This is a genomic window from Phocaeicola sp., assembly GCF_048170425.1.
Lineage (GTDB): Bacteria > Bacteroidota > Bacteroidia > Bacteroidales > Bacteroidaceae > Phocaeicola.
In genome coordinates, this window is sequence record NZ_DBEXBB010000259.1 from 1 (window position 1) to 20,688 (window position 20,688).

The following is a 20,688-nucleotide window of genomic DNA, read 5'->3' on the forward strand; positions in this document are numbered from 1 at the left end:
ATTTATTAAATTTGCCATTGAAAGTAGGAAGATTATGTGTATCCGAAAGCGGGTTTTGGGATAACTCGTGCAAAAGTGAGAATGAATCATGGAAAACAAAACGTATCAGTATAAAAGAATCACGGTAAAGATAGGTAGTAACGTGCTGACCCGCCGTGACGGTACATTGGATGTGACCCGTATGTCGGCATTGGTGGATCAGGTGGCAGAGTTGCATAAAGCAGGAGTGGAAATTGTGCTGGTGTCTTCCGGAGCGGTGGCTTCAGGAAGAAGTGAGTTGAAACCCTTACGGAAACTGGACAGCGTGGACCAGCGGCAGCTTTTCTCGGCAGTGGGACAGGCTAAGCTGATTAACCGTTATTATGAACTGTTTCGTGAGCACGGCATCGCCGTAGGTCAGGTACTCACGACAAAGGAAAGCTTCTCTACCCGCCGGCATTATCTGAACCAGCGCAATTGTATGAAGGTGATGCTGGAGAACGGAGTGATTCCCATCGTGAACGAAAATGATACGATTTCGGTGACTGAGCTGATGTTTACCGACAATGATGAACTATCGGGTATGATTGCTTCGATGATGGACATGCAGGCATTGATAATCCTTAGTAACATTGACGGCATTTATAACGGTTCACCTTCTCAGCCGGGTACTTCTGTGATACGTACGGTGGAGCGTGGAAAGGATTTGTCGGATTACATTCAGACAGAGAAGTCCGGATTCGGACGGGGAGGGATGCTTACCAAAAGCACCATTGCCCGCAAGGTGGCCGATGAAGGAATTGCCGTGATTATCGCCAATGGCAAGAAAGAGAACATCCTGTCGGATTTGTTGTGTCATCCGGATACGACTGTCTGTACCCGTTTCCTTCCAGCCATGGAGGGAGTGTCGAGCATGAAGAAGTGGATTGCGCACAGTGAAGGCTTTGCCAAAGGGGAACTTCATCTGAACCGTCAGGCAGTAGAGGCCGTCAGAGGAGTGAAGGCTACCAGCATCCTTCCGGTGGGAGTGACGCGGGTTGTGGGAGATTTTGAGAAAGATGACCTCGTGCGCGTGATGGACGAGCAGGGGCGTCAGATTGGAGTAGGCCGTGTATCAGCCGACTCGGCAGAAGCACTTTCCATGGTGGGACAGCACGGACAGAAACCGCTGGTACATTACGATTATCTGTATTTGGAATAAACCGGAATGGCTTACTCCATCGGTACGGTGTGTTGTTCTGCTACGGACTGTATGGACAAAGGGGTAACTGAAGTCCAAAGAGCCAGGTCGTGTATATCGGCCGGGTAAGGTATCTCCTGTTTCATTTCGGCTTCTAATGCTTTGAGCATGATGTAGTCCATGCCTTCATGGTGCGTGTCGATGCGCAGCGCTTCTTCTCCCCATTGTTGCCAATAGAGGTGTTCGTATTTTTGCAGGTAAGCGGTATCTGCTTCCCATGTTTCGTGCGGACTTTTTCCTTCCAGGTAAATGCGTCGCTGGTCTCCCTGCCAGATTCCTTTGGTGCCTTGTATTTCGAAGTCCAGGCTTCTGGGGCGGGGAAGGGTGGTGTCGTGGGCCAAAGAAACCAAGGTTCCGGAAGCTGTCTCCAGCTGGGTGACGGTTACATCTCCCTGCGTGACAGGTACATGAGGATTTCCCCCTAATTCACGAATACGCTGGTATAGGCCTGCGGGTTTGGAAGAAAAGGAGGTCAGGCGTACAAAACGGTCTTTGCGGGGAATGCCGGCGATGAGGCAGAGAGGAGCCAGTCCGTGAGTAGGATAAAGGTCGCCATTCTCTTGCTGGTAGAATTTGCTTCGCCAGATGCTTTCCGTCTTTTTCCGGTTGCCCAGATTACCCTGGTCGTCCAATAGAAGATTTCGCAAGTCGTGACGATAACCTCCTCGCATGTATACTACTTCACCTAATTCACCGTCACTGACCAGGTTGTGCATGGCCAGAATTTCCTGCCGGAAAAGCGTGTTCTCCAGCGGAAAGATTTTTTTCTTTCCGGCTTCAGCCGCTTCAATCAGCGGCTGGTACTCATGCAGGTAAAGCCCCCCTTTGATTTCCAGTGCCACATGGCAGCCGTGTTGTATACAGTATAGAGCATGGGGTACGTGCAACTGCCATGGAGAGGCAATGAAAACCAGTTGCGGGACATGAAGGGCAATCATTCTTTGATAATCGTCTCCTCCCTGGTTGTAGCAAGGCACGTCGTAGTCGGCTTCCCGGGCTTCCGGGTCGGCAATGGCAGTCACTTGGAAGTAAGGAATGTGTCGGGTCAGGGCAAGCAGTTGCTTTCCCCGGTATCCCATACCGATATAGGCTATTTTCAGTGTATTCATGGTTAGCAGGTTCGTTTTTTTCGTCGGTGGAGATCAGTCCTTTGATTCCAAAAATTGAATCAGCAGGTTGCGTGACAGAGAATAGGTATTTCCATGTTCCTGCACATATTTCAGCAGGTAGAGTCCTTCCTGGCGAAGGCGGGCCTTAGGGACGATGTTTTCGGTGTCTTCCGCCATTTTCAGCAACATCATGGCGGCTAATTCGGTCTTCTCCATCCCATCTTTTTCCTGACTGTATTTTTCCAGTATGGTTTGTCCGTCCATTTCTTCCAGCTGCTGGGGAGTGACTTCCAGCACTTGCCGTGCCGTACTTTCATATTCCTCCCAGTCCGACTTGCTGATGTGCTTCCGGCGGAGAATCAGGTTGGCTATTGCGGCAAATATTTCCTGAATCATGCGTATGATGTAATCCTGTCTGATCATGGTTTAAAAATTTTCGGTTACAAAGTTCGAAATATTTTTCTTGGTTTTTCATAATCTTTCGTAATTTTGAGCGAATAACTAAAAAATTGCACTATGGACGAACAAATAAGACAAATAGGAGAACGTATCCGCGGACTACGCGATGCGCTGGATTTGAGTGTAGAGGACATGGCCGGACAATGTGGGTTGTCGGTGGAACAATATCGGCAGATTGAGTCGGGCGAGTGTGACATTGCGGTCAGTACGTTGCAGCAGATAGGACGGAAGTGCAACGTGCCGCTTGACGTGCTGATGTTCGGGGAAGAACCTAAGATGAATGCTTATTTTCTGACGCGCTGGGGAACCGGTATCTCGGTAGAGCGTACGAAGGCATATAAATACCAGTCGCTGGCTTCGGGGTTCCGCAACCGCAAGGCTGATCCTTTCCTGGTGACGGTAGAACCCAAGCCGGAGGATATACCTATTTATTATAATACGCACTACGGACAGGAATTCAATCTGGTGATTGAGGGCCGGATGCTGTTGAGCATAAACGGAAAAGATTTGATTCTGGAGCAGGGAGACAGCCTTTATTTCGATTCTTCACTGCCTCACGGAATGAAAGCCCTCGACGGGAAAGCGGTGAAATTCCTTGCCATCGTTATGTAGTAATTAATTTTGAAAAGAAATATGTTAGAAAGATTTGTTGAACAAACTCACTTTACTTCACAAGAGGATTTCATTGCGAATTTTAAAGTGAAGGTGCCGGAAAATTTTAATTTCGGTTATGATGTGGTAGATGCCTGGGCGGCTGAACAGCCCGATAAGAATGCGTTGCTGTGGACAAACGACAAAGGGGAACATATACAGTTTACGTATGCGGACTTGAAGAAATATACCGATATGACTGCTTCCTATTTCCAGAGCCTGGGAATAGGACATGGAGATAAGGTCATGCTGATTTTGAAACGTCGGTATGAATTCTGGTTCTCTATTATTGCTCTGCACAAGTTGGGGGCAGTGGTCATTCCGGCTACACACTTGCTGACAAAGAAAGATATTGTGTATCGTTGTCAGGCTGCCGGTATCAAGATGATTGTGGCTGCCGGTGAACCGGTTATCACAGAGCATATTCTGGCGGCTATGCCTGATTCTCCTACAGTAGAACGCCTGGTAAGTGTCGGTCCGGAATATCCGGAGGGCTTTGAAGATTTCCATAAGGGTATGGAAGCTGCCGCTCCTTTTGTACGTCCGGAACATGTGAATACCAATGAGGATATTTCACTGATGTACTTTACTTCGGGAACTACCGGGGAACCGAAGATGGTGGCACACGACTTTACTTATCCGCTCGGACATATTGCTACCGGATGCTTCTGGCACAATCTGCATGAGAATAGTCTGCACCTGACCATTGCAGATACCGGATGGGGAAAGGCTGTATGGGGAAAGCTGTACGGACAGATGATTGCCGGTGCCAATATCTTTGTATACGACCATGAGAAGTTTACCCCGGCAGATATCCTGCAAAAGATTCATGATTATCACATTACTTCGCTGTGTGCACCTCCTACGATTTATCGTTTCCTGATTCGGGAAGACTTGTCGAAATATGATTTGTCTTCACTGGAATATTGCACGACGGCGGGCGAGGCGTTGAACTATTCTGTATATGAAACTTTCAAGCGCATTACGGGCATTCGTCTGATGGAAGGATTCGGACAGACAGAAACGGCATTGACACTGGCTACTTTCCCATGGATGGAGCCGAAACCGGGAAGTATGGGCGTGCCTAATCCGCAGTATGACATTGACTTGCTGAAACCAGACGGCCGTTCAGCGGAAGATGGAGAACAGGGACAGATTGTGGTACGTACGGATAAAGGTAAACCGCTTGGCTTGTTCAAGGAATATTATCGTGATGCTGAACTTACCCGTGAGGCTTGGCACGATGGTATCTATTACACGGGCGATGTGGCTTGGCGTGACGAAGACGGTTATTACTGGTTCGTAGGACGTGCCGACGATGTCATCAAGAGCTCCGGTTACCGTATCGGCCCGTTTGAAGTGGAAAGTGCCTTGATGACGCATCCGGCTGTAGTGGAATGTGCCATTACGGGTGTGCCCGATGAAATACGCGGTCAGGTGGTAAAAGCCACTATCGTATTGGCAAAGGACTACAAGCAGAAGGCTGGACCGGAACTGATAAAGGAATTGCAGGATCACGTGAAACGGGTGACAGCTCCTTACAAGTATCCGCGTGTCATTGAGTTTGTGGATGAACTGCCGAAAACTATCAGTGGAAAAATCCGCCGTGTGGAAATCCGTCAAAAAGACAACAATTAAATGATAAAAAATACTATCTTTGTACCGATACTTAAATTTTATGTAGAACGGTACAAATGAAAGGAAAATTTTTTATTAATCTAGCATCTGTATTAAGTTTCTTTGCGATTTCTGGTGAGTTGACAGCACAGGTCGTAAAGCACGAGCGGTTGCTCTCTTTTGAAGAAGCTGTACCGCAGGAACTCTCCGGCGCAGGATCGACTTTATCTCTTAGTGATGAGCACTATAAAGATGGAAGCCGTTCCCTGCGTTGGACGTATAAACCGGGGGCTGTCCTTTCCCTGAAAAAGGATTTGAAGTTTGAAGCCAAAGATCCGACGGGAAAAGATACGTATCTGTCGGCTTTTATTGTATGGGTGTATAACGAGAAGGCAGTAGATAAGAAGATAACCTTTCAATTCTTGAAGGATGGAAAGGTATGTACATCTTTTCCCTTCGGTATTAACTTCACCGGATGGCGTGCAGCATGGGTTTGCTATGAACGCGACATGGAAGGTACGCCGGAAGAAGGTATGAATGAGTTGAGGATACTGGCACCGGATGTAGAAGGGGAACTTTTTATCGATCATCTGATTCCGGCCAGCAAGGTAGATGCGCGTCAGCAGGCTGCCGATGTACAGGTGCCTTTTGTACATAAAGGAACGACTAATCACTGGCTGGTGATTTATCCTCATTCATTGTGGAAGTCGGATTTGCCTTTGAAGCCGGTTTCAGAAAAAGAGCTTCAGGATATGCACCTGATGGAAAAACGTTACCGGGATTTGATTTATACGCCGGGTAAATTGTCTCAAAAACAGATTGATAATATCCGTCGCAAGTTCGATGCCTATAAGATTGTATATAAAAACGGTAAAGTAAGCGGACTGCCTATTTTTATGGTACGTCAGTCGGAAGCATACGAGCGTATGATTCCCCATTGGGATAAGGACATGTTTACGAAGTTGGGCATGGAAATGAAAGCCTATTTTGACCTGATGAAAACCATTGCCGTGGCATATCATAACGCGCAGGACGTACAGGTGAAACAGGAAATGCGTCAGAAATTCATGGCTATGTACGATCATATTACCGATCAGGGAGTAGCTTACGGAAGTTGCTGGGGAAACATACATCATTATGGATACAGTGTACGCAGTTTGTATCTTTCTTATTTTCTGATGAAGGATGTGCTCCGTGAAGAAAATCGCTTGGCAGAAGCGGAAGCTACCATGCGCTGGTATGCCATTACGAATGAGGTATATCCAAAGCCGACCGGAAACGGTATTGATATGGATTCCTTTAATACACAGACTTCCGGGCGCATTGCCAGCATTCTGATGATGGAGGATACGCCGGAAAAACTTCGTTACTTGCGTGCTTTCTCACGCTGGATTGACTACGGATGCCGTCCGGCTCCGGGGCTGGCGGGTGCCTTTAAGAGTGACGGGGCTGCCTTCCATCACCGTAATAACTATCCTGCGTATGCGGTTGGAGGTCTGGATGGGGCAACTAACATGATTTATCTGATGAGTGGAACGACATTTGCCGTATCAGAACTGGCTCATCAAACCGTAAAAGATGTGTTGCTGACCATGCGTTTCTATTGTAACCAGCAACAGTTCCCGTTGTCGATGTCGGGACGCCATCCCAATGGAAAAGGAAAGCTGATTCCGGTACAGTATGCTATGATGGCTATCTCTGGAACTCCTGACGGAAAAGAAAAGTATGATGCCGATATGGCTGCTGCTTATCTGCGTCTGGTAAGAGAACCGGCAAAACCGGGTGCTAATGAACCCGATTATTTGCCGCAGGCACCAGCTGGATTGGAACGCAAACTGGAGAAAAAGTTGCTGAAAGCGGGATTTACGTCTGAAAAAGACCCTCAGGGAAATTTAGCGTTGGGATATGGTTGTGTGTCTGTACAGCGACGAAACAATTGGGCTGCTGTGGTGCGTGGCCATTCACGTTACTTGTGGGATGCGGAACATTACCTGGATGCCAATTTCTACGGACGATACTTGGGTTATGGCAGCATGCAGGTGCTGACTGCTCAGCCGGGAGAAAGAGTAACCTTTACAACGAGCGGCTGGCAGGAAAACGGATTCGACTGGAACCGGATTCCGGGTGCTACTTCCATTCATCTGCCTTTTGATCAGTTACGTGCAAAAGTGCTGAATGTGGATGCATTTTCTGGAATGGAAGAAATGCTGTATTCTGATGAGGCGTTTGCCGGAGGACTTTCTCAAGAACGTGAGAATGGTAATTTTGGTATGAAGTTGCACGAACATGATAAGTACAACGGCTCGCACCGTGCACGGGTTTCGTATCATTTCTTTGGAAATACCATCGTAGCCCTTGGTTCTGACATTGAGAACGTTAATCAGGATTATCCAACAGAAACCACTGTATTCCAGCTGGCTGCCATTACGCCGGAAGAAAAAGCATATTGGGACAGCTGGAAGGATAACGGACATACGTATCTGGCTCCTAATGGAGTGGGGTATTATGTACCGGGCAATGTACAGTTTGAAAAGAACTTCCCTCAGGTAACAGTAGGTGAACGTAGTGTAAAACCGACTGCCGGTGATTGGGTGTCTTTGGTGTTCAATCACGGAAAAGCACCTCAGGGAGCTTCGTATGAATATGCGGTGTTGCCGCAGACTGATGAACAGGGTTTGACACAGTTTGCCAAACAGCCGACTTATCAGGTGTTGCAGAAAGACCGGAATGCGCATATCGTGACTTCCAGTGCAGAACACTTGACTTCATACGTGCTTTTTGAGACTCCACAGAAGACTTTGCCAGGTGATTTCATTGAGAAGGCAGATACTTCTTGTCTGGCTATGGTAAAGCAGGTGGACAAGAAAAAACTGGTGTTGACCGTGGCACAACCGGATATGGCCTTCTATCGCGGTCCGAGTGATGAGGCTTTTGATGAGAATGGAAAACGTATTGAACGCAGTATTTATTCTCGTCCGTGGATTGATGACGAGAGTAAGGAGATTCCGGTGACCATCACCTTGAAAGGGAAATGGAATGTGGCATCTCATCCTGCCGTGAAGGTGCTGGAATCGGACAAGAAGCACACCGCATTGCAGTTTACTTGCCGTGAAGGAAAGAGCTATGATGTGCAGCTTTCCAAATAGGATACTGTAAGGTATATATACGCAAAAAGCCGGAGCAACAAGTTGAACGCTCCTGCTTTTTGTGTATTTGTATAATGGATAGTTAGTTACGCGAATCGGCTCCCCACATCATTTTCTCACGTAAGGTGTTGAAGAAAGAGTGGTGGCAGCGCTTGACGATACGGATGAAGTATTCTCCTCTTCGGATAGTAAGTCGGGTACCTTCACGGAACGTTTCACTCCGTCCGTCAATGGCAATCAGAAAATTATGACTGCGGCTTTCTACTTCCAATGTGACTTCCCACTCATCGCGAATGACAATGGGGCGTACGTTTAAGCTGTGTGGAGCTACAGGAGTCAGGCTGATGGTACCGCTCTGAGGTACTAAAATCGGACCGCCTACACTGAGGGAGTAGCCTGTAGAGCCGGTAGGGGTGGCCACAATCAGTCCGTCTGCCTGATACACATTCAACAGTTCACCGTTGATATAGGCACGGATGGTAATCATGGAAGAACTGTCGCGTTTCAGAATGGCGATTTCATTCAGTCCGTAAGGATAACCTTTCAGCACCTGACCATTGCAGGTGAGTTTCAGTACCCTTCGTGGTTCTGCCAGATACATTCCCTGATAAATTTCGTCGAAGGTTTCCTCCATCTGGTCGGGCGAAATATCGGCCAGAAAACCCAGTCTTCCGGTATTGATACCCAGTATGGGAATTTCTTTGTTACCAACCAGACTGGCTGTTTTCAGGAACGTACCGTCTCCTCCCACACTAAGTGCCATGTCGGCTGTAAAATCATGTCCGTTGAAGATTTCTAAATTGGTTAAATCTGCGTTTGTGTGCAGGCGAAGGAACTCATAAAACTCACGATGGATACAAATGTGTGCCTCCTTGCGCCGGAGGATTTCCAACAGATGGGTTACATGGGCTGATTTATGCTCCTGATACGTATTTCCAAAGAGGGCGAACTTCATCTTCCGCTGCATAGAATGTGTCTTTTTTATCAATCTTTTTAAGAATAAACATGTCAAGTTTCTCGTAAAACCTGCTAACTTTGCACGTTGTTGATGCAAAGATAGTGAAATTCTGAAATATGACTAAATTAAGTGTGAATATAAATAAGGTGGCTACGCTTCGTAATGCACGAGGTGGAAACAACCCTGATGTAGAGAAAGTGGCGCTGGACTGCGAGCAGTTCGGGGCGGAAGGTATCACGGTTCACCCGCGTCCGGATGAACGTCATATCCGGTATTCGGATGTATATGCCTTGCGCCCGGTGTTGAAGACTGAGTTCAATATTGAAGGATATCCTTCAAAAGAGTTTATCGATCTGGTGCTGAGAGTAAAACCTACGCAAGTGACTTTGGTGCCGGATGCTCCTGACCAGATTACTTCGAATTGCGGATGGGATACCAAGACGCATCAGGCTTTCCTGACAGAATTGATGGATACGTTCGGTGAGGCAGGCATACGTACTTCTATTTTTGTAGGTACAGACCTGAAACTGATTGAGTATGCGGCCAAGACAGGAGCCGACCGTGTGGAATTGTATACGGAACCTTATGCGTCACTCTATCCTAAGAACCCGGAAGTAGCTGTAGCTCCTTTTATAGAAGCGGCTGAGAGAGTACATAAACTGGGAATGGGATTGAATGCAGGACATGATTTAAGTTTGGAGAACTTGAAATATTTCCATGATAATATCCCCTGGCTGGATGAAGTTTCTATTGGTCACGCACTGATTTGTGATGCACTTTATTTAGGATTAAAGAAAACTATTGAAGAATATAAAAATTGCCTTCGTTAAATTATGATGACATTAACTTTACTGGCTGCCGCACAAGCTGTAGCCGATACAATGGCCGGAGCAAATCCGGTGTTGACTCCGGTTGCTTCGGGTGAACCGCAGATGAATCTTTGGGATATGGCCTGCAAAGGAGGCTGGATTATGATTGTACTGGCTCTGATGTCGGTAATTGCTTTCTATATTTTCTTTGAGCGTGCGGTGGCTATCCGCAAGGCTGGAAAGGATGATCCCTTGTTTATGGAACGTATCCGTGATTATATCAAATCGGGAGAAATCAAATCGGCTATTAATTATTGCCGTATTACGAATACTCCTTCCTCGCGTATGATTGAGAAGGGTATTACTCGTATGGGACGTCCGGTTGCCGATGTGCAGGCTGCCATTGAAAATACCGGAAACATTGAAGTGGCCAAGCTGGAAAATGGTTTGTCTATCATGGCTACTATTTCAAGTGGGGCGCCGATGTTGGGATTCTTGGGTACGGTAACTGGTATGGTACGTGCTTTCTGGAATATGGCCAATGCCGGAAACAATATTGATATTACTCTTTTGTCAAGTGGTATTTATGAAGCCATGATTACTACGGTGGGCGGACTGGTCGTAGGTATTGCTACGATGTTTGCCTATAATCATCTGGTGTATCGTGTGGATAAGGTAGTAAGTCAGATGGAAGCACGTACGTTGGCTTTCATGGACTTGCTGAATGAACCGACTGAAAAATAATCGCGTATGGCTTTAAAGAGAAGACAGAAAATATCACCCAGCTTCAGCATGTCGTCTATGACCGACTTGATTTTCTTGCTGCTGATATTTTTTATGATTACTTCTACCATGGTATCGCCGAATGCCATCAAGGTGCTTCTGCCGCAAGGTTCGGAGCAGACTTCGGCTAAACCCATGGCACGGGTGATTATAGACAAAGATTTAAATTATTACGGAGCTTTTGGCAATGAAGATGAAATGCCGCTGGCTATTGATGAGGTGGCTGCATTTCTTCAGGAATGTGCCCGGAAAGAACCGGAAATGTATGTGGCATTGTATGCCGATGAATCGATTCCTTATCGGGAAATCGTGCGGGTGCTGAATATTGCGAACGAGAATCATTTTAAGATGGTCCTGGCGACTCGCCGTCCGGATAAAAACTAAAACAGAGTAACGTTGAAAAAAAATAAGGTAATCGGAATTGTATGTACGGTGGCTTTGCATGTGCTGGTGCTGCTGTTGCTGTTTCTTCTGAAGCTGACCGTTCCGGCAGAGCAGGAGGAAGGCGGTGTGCCCGTTATGCTGGGCAATACGGAACTGGCTGTAGGTGATGCCGACCCTTATACGATGACCGAGGTGGATGTCATGCCTTCGGAAACGCCTTCTTCTGCTCCGGAAGCTTCAGTAGAGCCAGAGGTGGAACAACCCATGATTACGCAGCAGGATGAACCTTCTTTACAAGTGAAAAAAGAAAAGCCTAAAACTGAAACGAAGAAGGAACAACCTAAAAAGACACCAGTAAAGACTGAAACGCAGAAGGTGGAAAAGCCGAAGGAGAAAACAGAGGCTGAAAAACGGGCGGAAGCAGAAAAAGCGGCTGCTCAGGCTGCGGCCAGTGCTATTGCCGGGGCATTTGGAAAAGGTTCTCAGATGGGAAGCAAAGGAAATGCCACCGGAGCCGGACTGCAGGGTAGTCCTACGGGTAATTCTTCTACCGGAAAAACGAGCGGTGTAGGTGGTTATGGCACATTCGACTTGAACGGGCGAACTTTGGGAGGTGGAAAGCTTCCTGTACCCGTCTACAATGTACAGGATGAAGGCCGTGTGGTTGTAACCATTGTGGTGAATCCAGCCGGACAGGTTATCAGTACCAGCATTAACAAACGGACGAACACAGTGAATCTGGCGTTGCGAAGAGCAGCGGAAGAGGCAGCTCGAAAAGCACGTTTTAATGCAGTGGATGGGGTAAATAATCAGAGTGGTACCATTACGTACTACTTTAAGTTGAAATAAAACTTTTAATTCTAAATAATAGATTTATGAAAGCAGTTTGTATCTTTTTGGCTGAAGGTTTCGAGGAAATGGAAGCCATGTTTCCGTTGGATATTATGCGCAGAGGCGGATTGAACGTAAAAACGGTGTCTGTCACTGGAAACAAGACGGTCATCAGTTCTCATCAGGTACCCATTGTGGCTGATTTGTTGTTCGAAGAACTGAAGGAGGAAGACGTAGAAATGATTGTTCTTCCAGGTGGACTGCCGGGTGCTACTAACCTGGATGCACATGCCGGACTGGACAAACTGATTATGAGCTTTGCAGCTGCCGGAAAACCGTTGGCTGCCATTTGTGCTGCTCCGATGGTATATGGTAAGCGTGGTTTGCTGAAAGGCAAGAAAGCTACTTGTTATCCGGGTTTCGACAAGTTCCTGGAAGGAGCAGAGTATACAGGAAATATGGTAGAGGTAGTCGACAATTTCATTTTGGGTAAAGGTCCGGGTGCCGCACCTGCCTTTGGCTTTACTATCCTGGAGAAATTTGCAGGAGCAGAAAAAGTACTCGAAGTGAAAAAAGGAATGTTGCTGGCTTAATGAAGAAATATGTGATAGTGGTAGCGGGAGGAAAAGGCCTGCGTATGGGGGGAGAGATTCCCAAACAATTCATTTCGGTAAAAGGAAAACCGATATTGATGCGTACGCTGGAGACTTTTCATGCCTGTGACCCGAACATTGAACTGATTGTGGTGCTTCCGGTGGAACAGCGTTCCTACTGGGAGCACCTTTGTGCTGAATATGGCTTTATGTTGCCTCACCATATTGCGGCAGGTGGAGAAACGCGTTTCCATTCCGTAAAGAACGGGCTGGCACTGGTGGAAGAAGACGGTGTGGTCGGTGTGCACGACGGGGTTCGTCCTTTCGTTTCTGCTGAAGTCATTTCGAGTTGTTATGCCCAGGCAGCCACTTTGCAGGCTGTGGTTCCGGTAACAGATGTAGTGGAAACAGTCCGTCATTTGCTATCCGAAGGAAGCAGTGAGACTGTATCACGCAATGATTACAAGTTGGTGCAGACTCCTCAAGTCTTCACTGTGGAATTGTTGAAACGGGCCTATGCGCAGGATTACAAACCTTTCTTTACCGATGATGCTTCTGTGGTGGAAGCATTGGGACAGCCGGTACATCTGGTAGCTGGCAATCGGGAGAACATTAAACTCACCACACCTTTTGACTTGAAAGTGGCAGAATCTCTTATTGACGACTAATGTTTGACTTATCCACACGCGATGTGAAATATTTGCCGGGGGTAGGACCGCAGCGGGCGGCCATACTGAATAAGGAATTGAACATCTATTCCTTACGCGACCTGTTGTATTATTTCCCATACAAGTATGTGGACCGCAGTCGTCTGTATTACATTCATGAGATAGACGGTAACATGCCTTACATCCAGCTCCGTGGGCGGATTCTGAGTTTTGAAATGTTCGGAGAAGGTCGCCAGCGCCGGTTGGTTGGACATTTCTCCGATGGTACGGGTGTGGTGGACTTAGTGTGGTTTCAGGGATTAAAGTACATCACCGGAAAGTACAAAGCCAACGAGGAATACATCGTGTTTGGCAAGCCGACGGTTTTCAACGGACGTATCAACGTGGCTCATCCTGATATTGACCCGGCACAGGAGCTTACCCTTTCTACCATGGGACTTCAGCCTTATTACAATACTACGGAAAAGATGAAGCGTACCAGCCTCAATTCACATGCACTGGAGAAGCTGATGAAAAATCTTTTTCAGGCTTTGCAGAAGGAAAGTTTTGAGGAAACGCTGAGTCCCTCTTTAATCGCGGCACACCAACTGATGCCCCTGACCGATGCGTTGTATAATATTCATTTCCCGCAGAATCCGGAACTTCTCCGCAAGGCACAGTATCGTTTGAAATTTGAGGAACTGTTTTACGTACAGCTCAATATTCTCCGTTATACCAAAGAACGTCGTAACAAATTCCGTGGACTGGTATTCGAACGGGTGGGTGAAATTTTCAATACCTTTTATGCGCATCACCTGCCTTTCCAGTTGACAGGGGCACAGAAACGTGTAATCAAGGAAATGCGTCGTGACATGGGCAGCGGACGGCAGATGAACCGTCTATTACAAGGCGATGTGGGCAGCGGAAAAACATTAGTAGCCCTGATGACCATGCTGATAGCCTTGGATAACGGATTCCAGGCCTGCATGATGGCTCCGACGGAAATTCTTGCCACACAGCATTATGAAACCATCCGTCGCTTTCTGAATGGGATGCCCGTGCGGGTGGAACTATTGACCGGCAACGTGAAAGGCAAACGCCGTGAAACGATTCTCCGCGACTTATTAACAGGGGAAGTGCATATCCTGATTGGTACGCATGCCGTGATTGAAGATACCGTCAATTTCTCTTCCTTGGGACTGGTGGTGATTGACGAACAACACCGTTTTGGAGTAGCCCAGCGGGCCAAGTTATGGGGCAAGAACACCCGTCCTCCTCATGTACTGGTTATGACGGCCACTCCGATTCCCCGTACACTGGCCATGACCTTGTATGGCGATTTGGATGTGTCGGTCATTGATGAACTGCCTCCCGGCAGAAAGCCTATCCAGACCATTCACCAGTTTGACAATCGTCGGAAAAGCATGTACGAGTTCATGCGGAAACAGATTCAGGAAGGACGTCAGGTGTACATTGTGTATCCGTTGATACAGGAGAGCGAAAAGATGGACATCAAGAACCTGGAAGAGGGTTACATGCACATTTGCGAGGAGTTCCCAGAATACAAGATCAGCAAGGTGCATGGTAAGATGAAACCGGCCGAGAAAGAAGAAGAAATGCAGCGTTTTTTGGCTAACGAAACACAGATTATGGTGGCCACTACCGTGATAGAAGTCGGCGTGAATGTGCCCAATGCTTCGGTGATGGCTATTGAGAATGCCGAACGTTTCGGGCTTTCCCAGCTCCACCAGTTGCGTGGGCGAGTAGGTCGTGGTGCCGACCAGTCCTATTGCATTTTAGTGACCGGATATAAGTTGACGGAAGAAACCCGCAAGCGCATTGAAATCATGGTGCAGACCAATGACGGTTTTGAAATTGCCGAGGCCGACCTGAAACTACGTGGCCCCGGCGATTTGGAAGGTACCCAGCAGAGCGGGGTAGCCTTCGATTTGAAAATTGCTGACATCGCCAAGGACGGCCAGTTGTTGCAGTATGTCCGTGAAATAGCCGAACGCCTGCTGGATGACGACCCCGAAGGCGTGAAGCCGGAAAATCAAATTATCTGGCAACAGTTGAAAGAACTTCGTAAGAAGAATGTGAATTGGTCTGTAATTTCTTGATTGTTAATATTATATGATTTGTCTGGAAATGACCGGAAAAACGCAAGTACGTTTGGAGGTAAACGCCTTTACGTTTGTATCTAAACGTACTTGTGTTTCAGGTAAAATGTACTTACGTTCTACTTGAAACGTACTTGCGTTTGGGGAAGGATATAAAAGCTTTTCGTGTATCTTGTTGAAACGGGATAGTAAGGTCGCAAAAAATTACATGTATTCCGTAAAAGATTCCATTTTTTCGTATATTTTGAGACGGTATTTTTGAACTAGAGATAGTGTGTCTCATTTTTTACTTTAACTAGGAAAAACAATGAATCGATTTACGGGAACAATCATATGTATGATGGCTGGAGTGCTGGCCGTGGCACAGCAGGTGTATGAACTGGATATGCCTGTCAAGGAAAAGACAATTTATAGTGGGCACCTGAAGCTGGGAGGAAATACTCCTTCCGGTGAGCGTATTGAGGTAAACAGCTATTATATGTCGGTAGGGGGAAAGCCGGTTATTCCAGTAATGGGAGAGTTCCATTATAGCCGTTATCCGGAATGCCAGTGGGAAGAAGAAATCCTGAAAATGAAGGCAGGAGGAGTAACGGTGATTCCTACGTATGTATTCTGGAGCATTCATGAAGAAAAGGAGGGTGTATTTAACTGGGAAGGAAATCGGAATCTTCGTAAGTTCTTGTCATTGTGTCAGAAACATAATATGTGGACGGTGGTACGAATTGGTCCTTTCTGTCATGGAGAAATACGAAACGGAGGACTTCCCGACTGGTTGTTTGCCAAGCCCTTGGAAATTCGTTCGAACGATGCGAACTATTTGAAGTATGTGAAACGCCTTTATGAAGAGATTGGCCGACAGTTGGAAGGATTGTATTATAAAGACGGTGGAACGATTATCGGCACGCAGATAGAAAATGAACACCAGCATTCGGCGGCTCCTTGGGGAATTACGTATCCGGGCGAACCAAAGGACATGACGTCGGCCACTTATGATGCCAATATTACGATGATAGGAGTGAGTGTACAGGATAAGAAAATCACGACGGCCGATTTGGGTGACCTGCACATGAAAACACTGAAAAAGATGGCTGAAGAAGCCGGAATCCAGACACCTTTGTACACGGCTACCGGATGGGGCAATGCGGCTGTAATCGGAGAGGAAGCCATTCCTGTGACGGCTGCCTATACGTATCCTTTCTGGGCCAAACCGGGTATGTCTCCTTTTTGCATGTTCAAGGATATTCAGAAGAATCCCGATTATGCACCGGTGCGTTATGACACCGAGAAATATCCTTCCTTCTGTGCAGAAATGGGAGTCGGCATTCAGATGATTTATACCCGTCGCCCTATTGTCACGGCTAAGGCCGCAGAGGCGTTGATGGTGCGTACGCTGGGGAGCGGTGCCAATGGCATCGGATATTATATGTATCATGGAGGTTCTACTCCGAAAATGGGACCTACGGCCTTTTTCAGCGATGAACCGATGGGGATGCCCAAGATTTCGTATGATTTTCAGGCTCCCTTGGGAGAATTTGGTTTGGAGCACGGTTCTTATCGTGCGTTGCGTCTGCTGCATCTGTTCTTGAACGATTTCTCCAGTCAGCTGGCACCGATGGAAACGGTGCTTCCGAAGGGTTATGAACAAATGACTCCGGATAATCGGGAAACGTTGCGATATGCGGCGCGGGTAAAAGGAAAATCGGGTTTCGTGTTTATGGTAAACTTTCAAGACCACGATACGGCTCGGGTAGACCAAAAAGATCTGTGCTTACGGCTGAAGTTTGCGGATGAAACACTTCGTATACCTTCGCAGGGAACATTTACGCTGCCGAAAGATGAGAGTCTGATTCTTCCGTTTAATTTTCAGATGGAAGATGCCTTGTTGAAATATGCCACGGCCCAGTTATTGCTGAAGCTGGACGACAAGGGGACAGACCACTATTTTTTCTTTGTGCCGGAAGGTATTCGTCCGGAGTTTGTGTTTGACAAGACTACAGTAGCCGGAAAACATTGCTATACTCCGGAAGCAGGCTTAAAGAGTACGTTTACGGTGAAGACATCTGGCGGAAAACGGTTTAAAGTGACCACGCTGACCCGTGAACAGGCTTTGAACGCTTGTAAGGTAGACGGTAAGTTGTTGCTTACTTCTTCTATGGTGTTGCCGGAAGCGGGAAGAGTACGGTTGCTGAATATGGGAAATCCGGTGTTCCGTTATGTAGAATATCCTTCGGCAAAAGGATTTAAGGAGCAGATAAAAGAAGTTCCTCTCGTACAGCCCGAATATACCTTCCGAAAAGTAGGAAGCCGTCGGCTGGCAGTTCGTTTCTCTGGGAAGGAATATCCTCAGGTAAACGATTACTTCTTGCAGCTGGATTATACAGGCGACGTGGCTATGGCTTTCTTGAAGGGTGAGCTGGTGCAGGATCATTTCTATTACGGAGCTCCCTGGCAGATTAGTCTGAAACGTTTTCAGCGGGAACTGACTGATGAGGAACTGAGTTTTTACATTCGTCCGTTGTGGAAAAATGCACCTTTTCTTTCCGACTTGCCAGGAGAGGCGGTTCCTGATTTTTCCAAAGGTTCAGTGGCCCGGGTAGATTCGGTACAGATTGTTCCGCAGTATGTGACTACATTGCGATGGTAAATGTTGTATTATTCTGAGAATAACAAAAGAAAATAGTCTGCTGAAAATCTCGTTTTTTAAATAAATGTGGTAACTTACACCACGGATAAACTATGTAAAACAAAACTATGGGAAACTGCTAATAAGTAATTTTATGAGGTATGGTGCTTGGTTATTAAGTTTAGCCTTATTGGGCTGCGTTCGTCCCGATTTCCGGGACTCTTCCTTGCCCTCCGAACAACGGGCAGACCTGCTTTTGCAGGAACTGACGCTGGAAGAAAAGGTCTCTTTGATGATGGATGTGTCAAAGCCGGTAGAACGGTTGGGGATAAAACCGTATAACTGGTGGAATGAAGCGTTGCATGGGGTGGCGCGTGCCGGACTGGCGACGGTATTTCCTCAGCCGATAGGTATGGGGGCTTCTTTTAATGATTCGTTGGTGTATGAGGTGTTTACGGCTGTGTCGGATGAGGCGCGGGCTAAAAGTGCATATTATGCGTCGAAGGGAAGCTATGAGAGGTATCAAGGGCTTACGATGTGGACTCCTAATGTGAATATTTATAGAGATCCTCGTTGGGGACGCGGAATAGAAACATACGGAGAAGACCCGTATCTGACTACTCGTATGGGGGTAAATGTAGTAAAAGGGCTGCAAGGTGTCAGTGATGGAAAATACGATAAACTGCATGCCTGCGCCAAACATTTTGCCGTGCATTCCGGACCGGAGTGGAACCGGCATTCTTTTGATGTGGAAAACTTGCCGCTTCGTGATTTGTATGAGACTTATTTGCCTGCTTTCAAGGCGCTGGTACAGGCTGCGGGGGTGAAAGAGGTGATGTGTGCATACAATCGTTTTGAAGGGGAGCCTTGTTGCGGAAGCAATCGCTTGCTGACCCAGATTCTGCGAGAAGAGTGGGGATTCGATGGTATTATATTAAGTGACTGCTGGGCTATCAATGACTTTTTTGATGAAAAAGGACATCGGACTCATAAGGATGCTCCTTCTGCGGCTTCTGCGGCTGTGTTGAGCGGTACAGATTTGGAATGTGGTTCAACTTATGAATCGTTGATAGAAGCTGCGAAGAAGGGGATGATAGATGAAAAAGCAATAGACCGTTCCGTGAAGAAATTGCTGAAGGCCCGTTTTGATTTGGGAGAGATGGACGATCCTTCCAAAGTGTCCTGGACAAAGATTCCTTTTTCTGTGGTGGCTTCTGCGGCACACGATTCATTGGCTTTGAAGATGGCTCGGGAATCGATGACATTGTTGCTCAATAAACAGAATGTACTTCCGCTGAAGAGGGGGAATCTGACGGTTGCCGTTATGGGACCCAATGCCAAAGATTCTGTCATGATGTGGGGAAACTATAATGGAGTACCTGCGCGTACAGTTACCGTATTGGACGGTATTCGGTCTGCTCTTGGAAAAGGCGATAAACTGATTTATGAACAGGGCTGTCCTTGTGTAGGTGATGATTTGCTGGAGAGTGTGTTCAGTGAATGCAAGTCGGAAGGCAGGACGGGATTCAGTGCCCGCTACTGGAACAATGTGAATCGTGAGGGCAAGGTAGATGTGAAGACACGGGTGATGACTCCGTTCAATTTCTGCACCTCAGGGGCTACGGTGTTTGCACCGGGTGTGAACCTGACGGACTTCTCTGCAACGTACAATGCGACTTACGTACCGAAGGCTTCCGGTGAGGTGGTCTTCGATGTGTATAGCTTTGGCAAAGGACGGTTGCTGGTGAATCAGAAGGAAGCCATGTCATTTTATAATAGTCATGGCGGAAACAAGCAATCGTATGCTTTGCAAGTGGAAGCAGGAAAGAAGTATGACATCGAATTGCAGTTTGAATATCTGCAGAGTGATGCGCAGTTGAATTTTGACTTGGGCTTTAAAAAGAAAGTGGATATTGCCCAATCTGTCAATGCGGTTCGGCATGCAGATGTCGTAGTTTTTGTGGGAGGTATTTCCCCAAGCCTGGAAGGTGAGGAAATGGGCGTCGACTTGCCTGGCTTTAAGAAGGGAGACCGTACCAGCATTGAATTGCCGGAAGTACAGCGGAATTTACTTGCCGCCTTGCATCGTGCAGGGAAAAAGGTGGTTCTAGTGAATTGCTCCGGTTCACCTGTCGGACTGGTTCCTGAAACTGAAACTTGTGAGGCTATCTTGCAGGCCTGGTATCCAGGACAGCAGGGTGGCCGGGCCGTAGCCGATGTCTTGTTTGGTGAATACAATCCAGCCGGAAGATTGCCGGTTACTTTTTACCGAAACATTGAACAATTGCCGGATTTTGAGGATTATCATATGACAGGAAGAACTTATCGTTTTATGAAAGAACGTCCGCTGTTCCCGTTCGGATATGGGTTGAGTTATACAACGTTTACATACGGGGCAGCCACTTTCAACAAGCAGACGGCAGGTAGTGAGGATAATCTCTCTGTGGTGGTTCCGGTTTCGAATACGGGCAGCCGGGATGGAGAAGAAGTGGTACAAGTCTACCTGAGCAAGGTGGGAGATGAGGCTGGTCCGGTCAAGACACTGCGTGCTTTCAAGCGCGTATCCGTTCCCTCTGGAAAGACAGTCGATGTACACATCACCTTGTCAAAGAAAGATTTGGAATGGTGGAATGAAGACACACACAGCATCCAGTTCTGTCCGGGAGAATATCAGGTATGGATTGGAGGCAGTTCGGATGAGAAAGCGTTAAGCAAGTATGCTATACAGCTGAAGTGATG

General features: G+C 47.1%; 16 protein-coding genes. 13 read left to right on the forward strand and 3 right to left on the reverse strand.

All coding sequences use genetic code 11. The features are described 5' to 3' along the window. Positions 1-88: 88 nt before the first annotated feature. On the forward strand, positions 89-1,180 hold the full coding sequence (proB, locus tag ACMJ0U_RS10230; protein WP_417129833.1) for a glutamate 5-kinase: 1,092 nt from the start codon (positions 89-91) through the stop codon (positions 1,178-1,180). Positions 1,181-1,191: 11 nt separating this feature from the next. On the opposite strand, the gene ACMJ0U_RS10235 is transcribed toward proB, so the two are convergent. After that, positions 1,192-2,328, reverse strand: a complete 1,137-nt coding sequence (locus tag ACMJ0U_RS10235; protein ID WP_417129834.1) for a Gfo/Idh/MocA family protein — start codon at positions 2,326-2,328, stop codon at positions 1,192-1,194. A 33-nt stretch (positions 2,329-2,361) separates the two neighbouring features. Then, positions 2,362-2,751 (reverse strand): hypothetical protein, encoded by a 390-nt coding sequence (locus ACMJ0U_RS10240; protein ID WP_417129835.1) that lies wholly within the window; start codon positions 2,749-2,751, stop codon positions 2,362-2,364. Between the two features lie 93 nt (positions 2,752-2,844). Here ACMJ0U_RS10240 and ACMJ0U_RS10245 point away from each other — a divergent pair, with 93 nt between their 5' ends. From ACMJ0U_RS10245 to ACMJ0U_RS10255, 3 genes are read left to right on the forward strand one after another with little or no spacing between them, the layout of a single operon-like run. Further along, the gene (locus tag ACMJ0U_RS10245; protein WP_417129836.1) at positions 2,845-3,399 is read left to right on the forward strand and encodes a helix-turn-helix domain-containing protein; all 555 of its coding nucleotides are present in this window, start codon (positions 2,845-2,847) and stop codon (positions 3,397-3,399) included. 21 nt (positions 3,400-3,420) lie between these two features. Next, on the forward strand, positions 3,421-5,076 hold the full coding sequence (locus ACMJ0U_RS10250; RefSeq protein ID WP_022054605.1) for an AMP-binding protein: 1,656 nt from the start codon (positions 3,421-3,423) through the stop codon (positions 5,074-5,076). Between the two features lie 56 nt (positions 5,077-5,132). Beyond that, positions 5,133-8,201 (forward strand): chondroitinase family polysaccharide lyase, encoded by a 3,069-nt coding sequence (locus tag ACMJ0U_RS10255; RefSeq protein ID WP_417129837.1) that lies wholly within the window; start codon positions 5,133-5,135, stop codon positions 8,199-8,201. A gap of 82 nt (positions 8,202-8,283) precedes the next feature. Here ACMJ0U_RS10255 and ACMJ0U_RS10260 read toward each other — a convergent pair whose 3' ends face one another. Then, a complete protein-coding gene (locus ACMJ0U_RS10260) occupies positions 8,284-9,168 on the reverse strand; it encodes an NAD kinase (protein WP_022054607.1) in 885 nt (294 codons plus the stop codon). A gap of 107 nt (positions 9,169-9,275) precedes the next feature. Here ACMJ0U_RS10260 and ACMJ0U_RS10265 point away from each other — a divergent pair, with 107 nt between their 5' ends. The 9 genes from ACMJ0U_RS10265 (at position 9,276) to xyl3A (ending at position 20,686) form a co-directional block, all read left to right on the forward strand. Next, complete coding sequence (locus ACMJ0U_RS10265; RefSeq protein ID WP_417129838.1) at positions 9,276-9,989, forward strand: pyridoxine 5'-phosphate synthase; 714 nt, start codon at positions 9,276-9,278, stop codon at positions 9,987-9,989. Positions 9,990-9,992: 3 nt separating this feature from the next. Further along, positions 9,993-10,712: a MotA/TolQ/ExbB proton channel family protein gene (locus ACMJ0U_RS10270; protein WP_417129839.1), complete on the forward strand. Its 720-nt coding sequence runs from the start codon at positions 9,993-9,995 to the stop codon at positions 10,710-10,712. 6 nt (positions 10,713-10,718) lie between these two features. Further along, entirely contained in the window at positions 10,719-11,135 is a 417-nt protein-coding gene (locus ACMJ0U_RS10275; protein WP_072541576.1) for an ExbD/TolR family protein, read from the forward strand. Between the two features lie 12 nt (positions 11,136-11,147). Next, on the forward strand, positions 11,148-11,984 hold the full coding sequence (locus ACMJ0U_RS10280) for a TonB family protein (RefSeq protein WP_417129840.1): 837 nt from the start codon (positions 11,148-11,150) through the stop codon (positions 11,982-11,984). Between the two features lie 26 nt (positions 11,985-12,010). Then, positions 12,011-12,559: a DJ-1 family glyoxalase III gene (locus ACMJ0U_RS10285; RefSeq protein WP_417129841.1), complete on the forward strand. Its 549-nt coding sequence runs from the start codon at positions 12,011-12,013 to the stop codon at positions 12,557-12,559. Beyond that, positions 12,559-13,227 carry a 2-C-methyl-D-erythritol 4-phosphate cytidylyltransferase gene (locus tag ACMJ0U_RS10290; protein WP_417129842.1) on the forward strand — a complete coding sequence of 223 codons (669 nt, stop codon included), beginning with the start codon at positions 12,559-12,561 and terminating at the stop codon, positions 13,225-13,227. Before ACMJ0U_RS10285 ends, ACMJ0U_RS10290 begins: the two co-directional genes overlap by 1 nt. Continuing rightward, complete coding sequence (recG, locus tag ACMJ0U_RS10295; RefSeq protein WP_417129843.1) at positions 13,227-15,326, forward strand: ATP-dependent DNA helicase RecG; 2,100 nt, start codon at positions 13,227-13,229, stop codon at positions 15,324-15,326. Before ACMJ0U_RS10290 ends, recG begins: the two co-directional genes overlap by 1 nt. Positions 15,327-15,633: 307 nt before the next feature. Continuing rightward, positions 15,634-17,970 carry a beta-galactosidase gene (locus tag ACMJ0U_RS10300; protein ID WP_417129844.1) on the forward strand — a complete coding sequence of 779 codons (2,337 nt, stop codon included), beginning with the start codon at positions 15,634-15,636 and terminating at the stop codon, positions 17,968-17,970. A 133-nt stretch (positions 17,971-18,103) separates the two neighbouring features. Then, the gene (xyl3A, locus tag ACMJ0U_RS10305) at positions 18,104-20,686 is read left to right on the forward strand and encodes a xylan 1,4-beta-xylosidase (protein ID WP_417129845.1); all 2,583 of its coding nucleotides are present in this window, start codon (positions 18,104-18,106) and stop codon (positions 20,684-20,686) included. Positions 20,687-20,688: the final 2 nt, after the last annotated feature.